Genomic DNA, 12,598 nt, shown 5'->3' on the forward strand with positions numbered 1-12,598 from the left:
CCGAGCTGACCGGCGCCGAGGCCTCGACCGTGCACCGTCTGCTGGAGCTCCGCGCATGCGTTCGAAGCAGTCGACGGCGGTCTCCACGACGGGCGCGGAGCCGGTGGCCACGGCGCGCTCGATCAGCGCGAGAGCATCGGGATCGTCGCTGTCGGCGAGGTAGCGCAGGGCGGTGCACCGGGCTCCCTCGGTGCCGTCCTCGGCGGCCCGGACGATCTCGGGCCGGTCCTCGGGGCCCGCCACCGCGGACAGACAGCGGGCGGCCGGGACGTGGAGCGCGGCTCCGCGTTCGATCCCCTGCTGGGCCCAGGCGAACACCGCCTGCACACTCCAGCCGGGGCGCGGTCCGGTGGGACTCATCTGCCGCTGCCAGCGGTCGAAGGAGCCGGTCTCCTGGGCGCGGCGCACGCGTGCGGCGATGGACTGCCGGGGGTCGTCGGCCCAGAGCCGCCAGGGCCGTGGTTCGAAGGCGTCGCGGACGGTGACGGCCAGTTCGGCCTCGCCCTCGGCGTCGGTGGCGAACCGCGCGAGGACCGGTGCGGCCAGGGCCCGCAGGCCCGCGTCGTCGTCGCGGAGGGCGAGTTCGTCCAGGGCCCAGGCCCAGTTGGTGCCGTGGGCCGCGTACCGGCGGAGCAGTTGGAGGGCGTCCAGCCTGCCGTAGGAGGCGAGGTGCCCGAGGACGGCGAGGGCGAGTCCGGTGCGTGACTCGTCGGTGTCGAGGATGTCCTCGGAGTCGAAGAGGTGGGCCTCGACCTCGTCCAGCTCGCCGTGCAGGTCGAGGTAGAGGCGGGCGTAGTAGAGGGAGCGGTTCTCCACCTGCCAGTCGTGGCGCGGGTCGCGCAGCACGCAGTGGTTCAGCGCCGTGAGCGCCTCGGATCGCGGGGCGGTGAGCGCGTGCAGTGTGCCGTCGCCGCGGCCCCGCTGGAGCAGGCCGAGCAGCGTACCGCTGGGCGCTATGACCGGATCGAACATGGGAAACAGCCTCACATCAAGCGTCGGCGCAACCGGGGACCTGGATTACCTGGCCGCGTGACAACACGTCGGGGCGCCCGCCGTTTCCTGCTTGCTGTAGACCATCTCTCTCTGCCTCTCGTCGGTGGCCCATGCGGGCCGCATCACGGCCCGCGCGGTGCGGCAACACCTGCCCAGCCATCGCGTCCGTGAATCACGTCGTCATGATGACCCGGCGGTCACATCTACCGCGACCGAAATTTCGGCGGCCCTGTACCGCCTCCCCCGTTTTCCGTGTCGTCGCTGGTCGGAGCGCGTTCGTCAGCGCTCGCCGAACAGCTCGAGCACTTCCGTCCGGCCGAACATCCGGGCCGTGTCGACGGCCGAGGGGGTGCCGGCCGAGGGGTCGGCGCCGACCTTCAGCAGGGCCTCGATCACTCCGGTCTCGCCCTTGAAGACCGCCCCCGCGAGTGGCGTCTGGCCCCGGTCGTTGACGCGGTCGGCGTCGGCGCCGCGCTCCAGCAGCGCGCGCACCGCCTCGGCGTGGCCGTGGTAGGCGGCGAGCATCACGAGCGAGTCGCCCCGGTCGTTGGTGAGTTCGGCCGGGACGCCCGCGTCGACGTAGGCCACGAGCTCCTCGGTCCGGCCGCGCCGGGCCAGATCGAAGATCCTGGTCGCCAGCTCCACGACCTCGGGGTCGGGGGCTTCAGTCATCGCCGGACCACCTCTCACTGCACACATCACGCGTCGGGGACAGGACGTACGTCTGCGAGCGGTGCAGAGCCGTACGGGTGAATCGCCAGCGTACTGGCTCGCGGGGCACATGACCCGATGCCCCCGAGGTAATGATCACGGCAGACCCGCCCGAGGGTAATCAGCGAGAATCGACCCAGTTGCACCTTTTATCGTGTAGATACATTCTGTGATCCTGGAAGCACTCATGGTGACTGTCCCCCGCGAACCAGGAGAACTCACATGATCGTCTCGATCTCGTGCGTGGTGCTGCTCGGCGTCGTCGTCTTCATCTTCTTCCGCAAGGACGGACTGAAGGCGTCACACGCCCTGGTGGCGATGCTGTTCGGTTTCTATCTGGCCAGCACGGCCATCGCGCCCAGCATCAAGGCGGGCGGTGAGAGCCTGGCCGGCCTCCTGGGCGGGTTCAAGTTCTGACCCGCCCCGACCACACCCCACCCGCCCGTACGCACCCTCTGGAGACAGCAGTGGCCCGGCGCCCTCTCCCCCGCATCCTGAGCAACGGCGGCGCGCAGCTCGCCCGGAGCCGGGAGCTGGCCAGGACGGCGGCCGACAGCGCCACGGATGTCCTCCACCCGCTGATCACCATCACGCGCGGTCTGCGCCGGCTGGCCTCGGCCGGACGGCGCAGGTGGGCCGGCACCCCCAAGGACAGGCGGGGCGCGCTGCTCTTCCTGATGGCGTCGGTCGTGCTGGTCGTGGCGCTCGCGCCGTACGGTCCGCTGCTCGCCGTCATCACCCTGATGGCGGCGGCCGCCTGGCAGGGCCGGGAGCGGACCCCGTCCGTGCCCGACGGACCGGACGCCTCGCAGTCCCAGCGTCTGAAGTCGCTCTACGAAGCCCTCGTGCCGTACTTCTCCACCGCCGAGGACCCCGAACCGCTCTACAGCCACGGCGGCGACTGGGCGAAGGCCTTCTCCGAGTACGAGTTCGACGGCACCGGCCGCCTCACGCACCTGGTGATCGGCTACCCCGCCTACTTCGCCGACGGCGAGCCGGAGTCCCGGGCGCGGATCGAGCATCTGCTCGGCGCCAAGTCGGGGCGCGGCCGCGAGTACCACTTCGCCTGGGACGAGGAGGGCAACCAGCTCACAGTGCGCGTCCTCGCACCCCTGCCCACGGACATCGCCGCCCAGCCCTTCGTCACGGCCCCCGGCGAGACGGTCCTCGGCTTCACCGACCCCATCCGGGTGCAGCGGACGCTGCCGCTGACCCACGGCACGGAGCAGCGCGACGTTCCCCCGGTCGTGTGGCGCACCGGCATCCGCTCCACCGAGCCCCATCTGCTCGCCGTCGGCCAGCCCGGCAGCGGCACCTCGACCCTGCTGCGCTCCATCGCCCTGCAGGCGCTCCACCACGGTGACGTGGTGATCGTCGACGGCGGCGGGACCGGCGAGTACGCCTGCCTCACCGGCCGGGACGGTGTGCTCGCCGTCGAGTGCGGGCTGACGGGCGCGCTGACCAGCCTGGAACGGGCCGCGCACGAGACGGAGCGCCGCCTGATCGCCGCCAACCGTGCCCACCAGGCCGGTGATCCGCCACCGGAGGACACCAGGCGTCCGCTGTGGCTGGTGCTCGACCGGCCGAGCGCCTTCACCCACCTGGCCGCCGCGGACGGCCGCACGGATCCGCAGTCCCTGCTCCAGGTTCCGCTGCGGCACGGCCGCCCGGCGAACGTCACCGTGGTCGTCGCCGAGCAGTTCGACACCCTCGAGGCCCTCCTCGAGCCGGTACGCCGGCACACCCGCGCGCGTGTCGTCCTCGGCCCCGCGACGGCGGAGCAGCTGGCGGCCGTCCTGGGGGCGCCGCCGCACACCACACCGGTCGACCAGGTTCCACCGGGACGCGGCTACGCCCGCCTGGGCTCCGGACCGGTGCACCGGCTCCAGGTCCCGGCGACCCCGGACCCGTACGACGACGCGACCAGCGACGCCCACCGGCAGGCGGTCCTCGACCTGCTGCCGCCGAGGACGACACCGGTGGACGAGGAACCGGAGGGGCTCGCCCCGGACCGCGCGCGGCCGGTCTTCGTGCACCTGGACAAGATCACGACGGAGAAGGTGTCCGCAGGCGCCGTCACCGGCGAGGCGGAGGCGCCCGCGCAGGCACCGGCCGCCGACGCGGTCGCCGCGAAGCCCTCGCCCGGGAAGACGGTGCCCGCCGAGGCGGCGGTCGCGGAGTCCCCCTGAGCCGGGCGGATTCCGGACGGCTCCACCGCGCGGAGCCGGGGCGCTTCTCCGCGCGGCTCGTCCGTGCTACGCCACGAACGTGCGTGGGGCGTCCGTGCCGGTCGTGCCGCCGGACTCGACGATGCGGGCCGCCGCGGCCAGGCGTACCGCCGCTTCCTCGGCCACTGCGCCGCCCACCGTGAACGGCAGCCGTACATAGCCTTCGAACGCCCCGTCGACACCGAACCGCGGCCCGGACGGCACCCGCACGCCGACCCGCTCCCCCGCCTCCGCGAGCCTCGAACCGGAGAGACCGCCGGTGCGCACCCACAGCGTGAGCCCGCCCCGCGGCACCTCGAACTCCCAGTCGGGCAGCTCCCGGCGTACCGCGCCCACCAGCTCGTCCCGGTTCTGCCGGGCCTGGGCGCGCCGTATCTCCACCGCCCGCTCCCAGCCGTCCGTGCCGAACAGCCAGTTCACGGCGAGCTGTTCCAGTACGGGCGTACCCATATCGGCGTACGCGCGTGCGGCGACGAGGCTGCGGATCACGTCGGGGGCCGCGCGGACCCAGCCGATACGCATTCCGGCCCAGAAGGCCTTGCTCGCCGAGCCGACCGTGATCACCGTGGACCCGGCCGGGTCGAACGCGCACACCGCGCGCGGCATCTCCACGTCCGCGTCGAGCCACAGCTCGCTCATCGTCTCGTCCGCGACCAGCACCGTCCCCGCCGAGCGCGCCGCGTCCACCAGCCGGCGCCGCTGGTCGTCGTCGGCGAGAGCGCCGGTCGGGTTGTGGAAGTCGGCGACGACATACGCGATCCGGGGCGCGGCCTCGCGCAGCACCTGGCGCCAGCGGTCCATGTCCCAGCCGGTCAGTCCCTCGGCCATGGCGACCGGGACGAGCCGGGCGCCGGCCTCCCGCATCAGCTGGAGGATGTTGGCGTAGGACGGCGACTCGACGGCGATCCGTTCGCCGCGTCCGCCGAAGAGGTGGCAGATGGCGTCGATGGCGCCCATCGCGCCGGTCGTCACCATGATCTGCTCGGGCATGGTGGGAATGCCCCGCGCGGTGTAACGGTCCGCGATCATCGACCGCAGGGCGGGCAGCCCGGCGGGATAGTCCCCGTGGGTGTGCGCGTACGGCGGAAGCTCCTCGAGCGCGCCCCGGACGGCACGGGTGAGCCATGGTTCCGGCGCGGGCAGCGCGGCACAGCCGAGGTCGATCATCGAGCCGAGGGCCTCGGGCGGCAGCGGTTCCAGTCCCCGCGCGGGGACCGGGTTGCCGGCCGGGACCGCGGTCCAGCTTCCGGCGCCGCGCCGTGACTCCAGGAAGCCCTCCGCGCGCAGCGCCTCGTAGGCGGCGGCGACGGTGGTGCGGCTGACGGACAGGGCGAGCGCCAGTTCCCGCTCCGCGGGCAGCCGCGCGGCGACCGGTACGCGTCCTTCCAGCACCAGCAGACGGACACCGTCGGCGAGCGCGCGGTAGACGGGTGGACGACGGCTCCCGGGTCCGGCGGGGCGGTCCTGCTGGGAGGCGAGCAGCCGGGCGAGTTGCGCCGCCCCCACCGCCGATGTCCACTGCGCCATGAGAATCAGTCCACCTTCCCAGGATTGGCCATGGATGACGTGACCAGTCAGACCACAGGGTGTCATGCATCGGTCCACTTCCACCACAGGGGGCACGTCTTGGCCAGGTACTCGTCCCGGCACGGGCATCTCGCACGTCGGCTGTTCCAGCTGTACGCCGGACTGGCGTTGTACGGGGCGAGCTCGGCGCTGCTGGTGCGGTCGGGACTCGGTCTCGAGCCGTGGAACGTGCTGCACCAGGGCCTGTCCGAGCGGACGGGGCTGTCGATGGGCGTGGTGCTGACCATCGTGGGCGCGGCGGTGCTGCTGCTGTGGATCCCGCTGCGGCAGCGGCCCGGCCTCGGCACGATCTCCAACGTGCTGGTGATCGGCGCGGCGATGGACGCGACCCTGGCGGTGGTGCCGGACGCGCACGCCATGGCCGTACGCGTGCCGCTGATGACGGCGGGCATCGTGCTGAACGGGGCGGCGACCGGGCTGTACATCGCGGCGCGCTTCGGGCCGGGGCCGCGCGACGGGCTGATGACGGGACTCCACCAGCACACGGGGGTGTCGGTCCGTCTGGTCCGCACGGCCATCGAGATCACGGTCGTGGTCACCGGCTTCCTCCTCGGCGGCACCGTCGGCGTCGGCACCCTGCTGTACGCGGTGACGATCGGCCCGTCGGCCCAGGCGTTCCTGCGGTTCTTCGCCGTCCCCTCGGCATCCGACGGCGGCCAGGTCGTTGCCACAGGTCAACCGCGGCGCGCGATACTGCGTCCGTGAACCCGCGGATACGCCACCCCTACCTCGACCATCCCGGCCCGATCGCCTTCGCCCACCGGGGCGGGGCGGCGGACGGCCTGGAGAACACCGTGCGGCAGTTCCGGTGTGCCGTCGAGGCGGGCTACCGGTACATCGAGACCGACGTCCACGCCACGCGCGACGGCCGGCTCGTCGCCTTCCACGACGCCACCCTCGACCGGGTCACGGACGGCGCGGGCCGGATCGCCGATCTGCCCTGGCACGACGTGGAGCACGCGCGAGTGGCGGGCGCGGAGCCGGTTCCCCTGTTCGAGGAACTCCTGGAGACCTTCCCCGAGGTGCGCTGGAACATCGACGTGAAGGCCGAACCCGCCCTGCTGCCGCTGCTGGACCTGATCGAGCGCACCGGCGCCTGGGAGCGGATCTGCCTCGGCTCGTTCTCCGAGGCCCGCGTGGTGCGCGCGCAGCGGCTCGCCGGCCCCCGGCTGGCCACCTCGTACGGCACCCGCGGGGTACTGAACCTGCGGCTGCGGTCCTGGGGGCTGCCGGCCGCGGTGCGCCGGTCGGCCGTCGCCGCGCAGGTCCCCGAGGAGCAGTCGGGCGTCCAGGTGGTGGACCACCGTTTCGTGCGGGCCGCCCACGCGCGCGGGCTGCAGGTGCACGTGTGGACCGTCAACGAACCCGAGCGGATGCACCGGCTCCTGGACCTCGGGGTCGATGGCATCATGACCGATCACATCGGCACACTGCGCAAGGTCATGGAGGACCGCGGCATCTGGGTCTGAGACCACCGCGCCCCATCGCCTCCGCGCGTTCACGGGGAAGCGAGGGCACGGGTGGACACCGACACCGTGCGGTCACCGGCGGGGGACGAGGCCGAGGGCCGGCGGCGTGAGCAGCGCGGCTGGTACTTCTACGACTGGGCCTGCTCCGTGTACTCCACGAGCGTGGTCACCGTGTTCCTCGGCCCCTATCTGACCTCGGTCGCGGAGGCGGCGGCGGACGCGGACGGTTTCGTCCACCCGCTGGGCATACCCGTGCGCGCGGGATCCTTCTTCGCGTACTCCATCTCCCTCTCGGTGATCGTGGCCGTGCTGGTGATGCCGCTGGTGGGCGCCGCCGCGGACCGCACGGGCCGCAAGAAGCCCCTGCTCGCGGGCGCCGCGTACACCGGGGCCGCGGCGACGACGGGCATGTTCTTCCTGGACGGCGACCGTTACCTCCTCGGCGGACTGCTGCTGGTCGTCGCGAACGCGGCGCAGGCCGTGGCGATGATGCTCTACAACTCCTATCTGCCGCAGATCGCCCCGCCCGAGGAGCGCGACGCGGTCTCCTCGCGCGGATGGGCCTTCGGATACGCGGCCGGGGCCCTGGTCCTCGTCCTGAACCTCGTCCTCTACACCGGACACGAGCGTTTCGGACTCTCCGAGGGCATGGCGGTACGCATCTGTCTCGCGTCGGCCGGTCTGTGGTGGGGCGCCTTCGCACTGGTACCGCTGCGCCGGCTGCGCGACCGCCGCGCCCCCGCGCGGGAGCCGGGCAAGGCGGGAGAGGCGGCCGCCCTCTCGGGCTTCAGACAGCTCGCGGCGACCATCCGCGACATGCGCCGGCATCCGCTGACGCTCGCCTTCCTGCTGGCCTACCTCGTCTACAACGACGGCATCCAGACGGTGATCACCCAGGCCTCGGTGTACGGCTCGAAGGAACTGGGGCTCGGTCAGTCGACCCTCATCGTGGCCGTGCTGCTGGTCCAGGTGCTGGCCGTGGCGGGCGCGCTGGCGATGGGCCGGCTGGCCCGGCGGTACGGGGCGAAGCGCACGATCCTCGGGTCCCTGGTCGCCTGGACCCTGACCCTGGCCGCCGGGTACTTCCTGCCCGCCGGGGCGCCGATGTGGTTCTTCGTGCTGGCCTCCGGTATCGGCCTGGTCCTCGGCGGCAGCCAGGCGCTGTCCCGCTCACTCTTCTCGCACCTGGTCCCGCCCGGCAAGGAGGCCGAGTACTTCTCCGCGTACGAGGTCAGCGACCGCGGGATGAGCTGGCTCGGGCCCCTGCTGTTCGGGCTCACCTACCAGCTCACCGGCAGTTACCGGGACGCGATCATCTCCCTGGTGGGCTTCTTCGTCCTGGGATTCGCGCTGCTCGCGCGGGTGCCGGTGCGGCGGGCGATCGCCGACGCGGGGAATCCGGTACCCGAGCGGATTTAGCACTCAGCGCGAAAGGGCTGTAGTGTACGCGTTTGGCCTGCCAGGCGTACCGTTACTGCGCGTCAAAGATGCCGAAACGCTGTGTCATATCTGCTAGCAGAGGTGACAAACCGGGCGTCGGTGGGTACTGCAAGGGTTGACAAGGCTGCGGCTACGACGGCGACGCAGAGCCCGGAACGGGAATCTTTACCGCCGACCGGACGTTGACCGGATGACGACGACAGCGACACCTGTCCTGTGGGCGACAAGCCCGGGAGGCACGATTCATGAGTGAGCGAGCTCTTCGCGGCACGCGCCTCGTGGTGACCAGCTACGAGACGGACCGCGGCATCGACCTGGCCCCGCGCCAGGCCGTGGAGTACGCATGCGAGAAGGGGCACCGCTTCGAGATGCCCTTCTCGGTCGAGGCGGAGATCCCGCCGGAGTGGGAGTGCAAGGTCTGCGGTGCCCAGGCACTCCTGGTGGACGGCGACGGCCCGGAGGAGAAGAAGGCCAAGCCCGCGCGTACGCATTGGGACATGCTGATGGAGCGGCGCACCCGAGAGGAACTCGAAGAGGTCCTCGAGGAGCGTCTCGCCGTTCTGCGTTCCGGTGCGATGAACATCGCGGTTCACCCCCGGGACAGCCGAAAGTCGGCTTGATCCCGGCGGGGAACGGGGCAAGAGCACCAACGCACAGCGAGACAGGACCGGGGACGCCGAACTTGTTCGGCGTCCCCGGTCCTGTCTCGTGTTCCCTCCCGGCCGGTCCCGGAGATCTCAGCGCGGCAGCGGCGGGGGCGGGCCCTGCGGGGTGTCCCCCGGCGCGCGTCCGGGCTCCTCGTCCCGGATGACCTCGCCCTGGACGACCTTGCCGTCGGGCCGGTGCATACGGGCCTGCTGGAAGGCGTCCCCCAGGGAGCCGTGCGCCGCCGCCTCACGGAGCTTGCGCTCGAGGGTGCGCTCCGCGTAACGGCTCACCGCCTTCTGGACCGGGGGCACCAGCAGGGGCAGCCCCAGCACGTCCGAGACGAGACCGGGGATGATCAGCAGCAGGCCGCCCAGCATCATCAGGCCGTTGCCCTCGCTGTTCGGCCGGGACTCGGGCGCCGCGACGCCGCTCTGCTGCTGTTGCAGCGTCTCGGTGAGGTTCTTGAACGCCCGTCGCCCGGCCCGCTTGATCACGATCGAGCCGAGGACCATACCGGCCACCAGGATCAGGAAGACCACCAGGCCGTTCGACGCCCCGGCGACCATGGTGAGCAGCCAGATCTCCAGAACCAGCCAGGCGGCCACGGCCAGGGGCAGAACGACACGCAGCCGGGAGCGCCGGGGCCGGACGGGGTAGGGGGTCTGAGCACCAGTCGTCATACCCCCAGTGTGCCTGGGCGCGGCTCAGTGCGGGATAAGCGGGGGCGGAGGCCCGGTCGGCCGGTCGCGCCCCTACGACTCGGGCTGCTTGGCGTCCGGCCCGGTCCCGCCGGCCTCCGGCCGGGACTGCTCGGCCGCCGGCTCGACCCGCGTCGCCACCAGCTCCGCGTGCCCGGCCTCGGGCCTGGACCGCCCTGCGTCCGGCAGGGGCCGCTCGGCGTCCCGCTCGGGCTGCGTGGCGTCCGCCTCGGGCTGCGTGGCGTCCGGCAGGGGCTGATGGGTGCCGCCGCGACCCAGGACCTTGCCCACGCGCTCCCCCACACCCCACGCGGTGACCCGCCAGAGCGCTTCGACGAGGATGTCGCGGCTCATCTTGGAGTCACCGAGTTCGCGCTCGACGAAGGTGATGGGCACCTCGACGACGTGATACCCGGCCTTGACCGCGCGGCGGGCCAGGTCCACCTGGAAGCAGTAGCCCTGGGAGGCCACGTCCTGGAGGCCCAGGCCCTTCAGGGTCTCGGAGCGGAAGGCGCGGAACCCGCCGGTGATGTCGCGCAACGGCAGATCGAGCGCCACGCGCGAGTAGAGGCTGCCCCCGCGCGAGATGAACTCGCGGGACTTCGGCCAGTTCACCACCCGGCCGCCCGGCACCCAGCGCGAACCGAGCACCAGGTCGGCGCCCTTGAGGGCGGTCAGCAGACGGGGCAGTTCCTCCGGCTGGTGGGAGCCGTCGGCGTCCATCTCGACCAGTACGCCGTAGCCGTGCTCCACGCCCCAGCGGAAGCCCGCGAGATAGGCCGCGCCCAGGCCCTCCTTGCCCTTGCGGTGCAGCACCTGGACGTGGTCGTCCTCGGCGGCCAGTTCGTCGGCGAGCTTGCCGGTGCCGTCGGGGCTGTTGTCGTCGGCCACGAGCACGTGCGCGTCGGGGACGGCCTGGCGAACCCGGCCGACGATCGCCTTGATGTTCTCCGCCTCGTTGTAGGTCGGGATGATCACCAGGGCCGTACCGAGCGGGCCGAAGTTCCGCCCCTGGGATCCCGCCGCGAGGGTCCCGTCGCCGTCGTTCACTGCTGCCCCTTCATGTCCTGTGCGCAGGGTCCCACCATAGTCGTCGGGGCCTGCGCAGACGTGACAGGACGTTCGTACGGTGGTGTCGTTTACCGAAGATCGGGGAGCAATATCCTCTTCGGCCGCGCCGCGTACGGGGACGAGCGGGAAAGAACGGGAAGCGACGGGCCAGGACGGGCAGGACCGGACGATACGGCGGATGGGGGCCCGGCGCCCTTCGGGCCGGCCTGGGATCCGCCGGCTGCGGATCGACCTGAAGCCGTTGTCTACTGAGCGCCCGGGCCCCACCCGGGGTCACACCTCCCCGACCGGCTGGAACCTTCCCCCGGTACTGCGCCGGCGCTGAGCCTGGCTCCCAGTGGCGGTGCCCCGGTGCGGCACACCGTCCCTGACCCAGCGACGCTGACACGAGTGGCGGGAAGTTCTCCGGGCGGGCGTCCGGTGGTGGACCCGGCCGAACCTACCGGCCCTCCGCCGCCGCCTGTCAACAGTCGTTTGACCTGCGTAATGTGGTTCACATGCCTGGTCAGCGGCGAGGATGCGCAGGTCGCGAGACGGGGGCGCGGTGCGTGATCGTCACCGCGGCCCCGTCGTAGATCACTCGCCCGGCCGTACGAAGACCGTGCGCCCGCCGACCACGGTGCGCAGACAGACGGGCAGGTCACGGCCCGGAGTGAGGTCGGGCAGGCCGGGGGTGCCGGAGCGGGGGTCGGTGGACCAGCGCGCCACCCGGTCGTCGGGTGCCTGGACGACGAGTTCGCCGGTGTGCCAGAGCGCGTAGTCGGCCGGCGCGCCGGGTACCAGGACGCCCGCGTCGTCGCGTCCGACGGCCCGCCAGCCGCCGCGCGTGTGCGCGGTGAACGCCGCGCGGACGGAGACGCGGTGTTCGGGGGTGTGGTGGAAGGCCGCGGCGCGGACGGTGCCCCAGGGGTCGAGCGGGGTGACCGGGCTGTCGGAACCGAAGGCGAGCGGGACCCCGGCGCGCAGCAGGGCGGCGAACGGGTTCAGGGAGCGGGCCCGGTCGGCGCCCAGACGGCGGGCGTACATGCCCTCCTCGCCGCCCCACAGCGCGTCGAAGGCGGGCTGCACAGAGGCGGTGAGACCCAGTTCCGCGAAGGCGGCGACGGTGTCGGGCGTGAGCATCTCGGCGTGCTCCACGCGGTGCCGCGCGGCGCGGAGGCGGGCGAGGCCGACCTTCTCGGCGGCCGCGCGCATCCCGTCGGCGACGGCGCTCACGGCGGCGTCGCCGATGGCGTGGAAGCCCGCCTGGAGACCCGCCTCGGTGCAGGCGACGACATGGGCGGCGACCGCGGCGGCGTCCAGGTGGGCGGTGCCGGTGTGCCCGGCGTCGGCGTACGGCTCGTGCAGACAGGCGGTGTGCGAGCCGAGGGCGCCGTCGGCGAACAGGTCCCCCGCGGCGCCGATCGCGCCCAGCTCCCGGGCCTTGGTGACGTCCTGTTCGGCCCAGTAACCGACGACGCGCGGGCCGCTCTCCTCTGCGGCGAGCCGCAGCAGCCCGGTGAAGTCGTCCTCGGAGGAGATCTCCGGACCGCCGCACTCATGGACCGTGCCGATGCCGAGCGAGGCGGCGTGAGCGAGGGCGGCACGCTGAGCCTCGGTGCGCTGGGCCGGCGTGACGGCCGCCAGGGCGGCGGCACGCACCGCGTGGTGGGCGTCCCCGGTGAGCGGACGGTCCTCACGGGTGACCGCACCCTCGACGAGGTCGAGCAGCGCGGTGGTGACGACCGCGGAGTGGACGTCGATCCGGCTGAGG

At 72.5% G+C, this 12,598-nt stretch carries 12 protein-coding genes; 6 read left to right on the top strand and 6 right to left on the bottom strand.

The window, feature by feature from the left end:
• Together B9S61_RS07890 and B9S61_RS07895 are read right to left on the bottom strand one after the other, a co-directional pair.
• On the bottom strand, positions 1-972 hold a 972-nt coding region (locus tag B9S61_RS07890), incomplete at its 3' end, for a HEAT repeat domain-containing protein (RefSeq protein ID WP_103541603.1).
• A gap of 300 nt (positions 973-1,272) precedes the next feature.
• Positions 1,273-1,665 carry an ankyrin repeat domain-containing protein gene (locus B9S61_RS07895; RefSeq protein WP_103541595.1) on the bottom strand — a complete coding sequence of 131 codons (393 nt, stop codon included), beginning with the start codon at positions 1,663-1,665 and terminating at the stop codon, positions 1,273-1,275.
• Positions 1,666-1,926: 261 nt separating this feature from the next.
• On the opposite strand from B9S61_RS07895, the gene B9S61_RS07900 reads away from it, so the two are divergent.
• Both B9S61_RS07900 and B9S61_RS07905 read left to right on the top strand, forming a co-directional pair.
• Positions 1,927-2,121 carry a hypothetical protein gene (locus B9S61_RS07900; protein WP_030221445.1) on the top strand — a complete coding sequence of 65 codons (195 nt, stop codon included), beginning with the start codon at positions 1,927-1,929 and terminating at the stop codon, positions 2,119-2,121.
• Positions 2,122-2,171: 50 nt separating this feature from the next.
• Positions 2,172-3,893, top strand: coding sequence for a hypothetical protein (locus B9S61_RS07905; RefSeq protein ID WP_103541596.1), 1,722 nt, complete (start codon positions 2,172-2,174; stop codon positions 3,891-3,893).
• A 66-nt stretch (positions 3,894-3,959) separates the two neighbouring features.
• Here B9S61_RS07905 and B9S61_RS07910 read toward each other — a convergent pair whose 3' ends face one another.
• Positions 3,960-5,459: a PLP-dependent aminotransferase family protein gene (locus B9S61_RS07910; protein WP_103541597.1), complete on the bottom strand. Its 1,500-nt coding sequence runs from the start codon at positions 5,457-5,459 to the stop codon at positions 3,960-3,962.
• Between the two features lie 30 nt (positions 5,460-5,489).
• On the opposite strand from B9S61_RS07910, the gene B9S61_RS07915 reads away from it, so the two are divergent.
• The 4 genes from B9S61_RS07915 (at position 5,490) to B9S61_RS07930 (ending at position 9,048) form a co-directional block, all read left to right on the top strand.
• A complete protein-coding gene (locus B9S61_RS07915) occupies positions 5,490-6,224 on the top strand; it encodes a YitT family protein (RefSeq protein ID WP_374936194.1) in 735 nt (244 codons plus the stop codon).
• Positions 6,221-6,988, top strand: a complete 768-nt coding sequence (locus B9S61_RS07920; protein ID WP_103541599.1) for a glycerophosphodiester phosphodiesterase — start codon at positions 6,221-6,223, stop codon at positions 6,986-6,988. Before B9S61_RS07915 ends, B9S61_RS07920 begins: the two co-directional genes overlap by 4 nt.
• Before the next feature lie 51 nt (positions 6,989-7,039).
• Complete coding sequence (locus tag B9S61_RS07925) at positions 7,040-8,407, top strand: MFS transporter (protein WP_103541600.1); 1,368 nt, start codon at positions 7,040-7,042, stop codon at positions 8,405-8,407.
• 266 nt (positions 8,408-8,673) lie between these two features.
• Entirely contained in the window at positions 8,674-9,048 is a 375-nt protein-coding gene (locus B9S61_RS07930; RefSeq protein WP_003977404.1) for an RNA polymerase-binding protein RbpA, read from the top strand.
• 117 nt (positions 9,049-9,165) lie between these two features.
• Here B9S61_RS07930 and fxsA read toward each other — a convergent pair whose 3' ends face one another.
• The 3 genes from fxsA to B9S61_RS07945 all read right to left on the bottom strand — a co-directional run.
• Positions 9,166-9,756 (bottom strand): FxsA family membrane protein, encoded by a 591-nt coding sequence (gene fxsA / locus B9S61_RS07935; protein WP_103541601.1) that lies wholly within the window; start codon positions 9,754-9,756, stop codon positions 9,166-9,168.
• A 72-nt stretch (positions 9,757-9,828) separates the two neighbouring features.
• Positions 9,829-10,824, bottom strand: coding sequence for a polyprenol monophosphomannose synthase (locus tag B9S61_RS07940; protein ID WP_258039591.1), 996 nt, complete (start codon positions 10,822-10,824; stop codon positions 9,829-9,831).
• Positions 10,825-11,421: 597 nt separating this feature from the next.
• Positions 11,422-12,598: amidohydrolase (locus B9S61_RS07945; RefSeq protein WP_103541602.1), on the bottom strand; the 1,177-nt coding region annotated here is incomplete at its 5' end.

This window comes from Streptomyces sp. SM1 (genome assembly GCF_002910825.1).
GTDB classification, from domain to species: Bacteria; Actinomycetota; Actinomycetes; order Streptomycetales; family Streptomycetaceae; genus Streptomyces; species Streptomyces okerensis.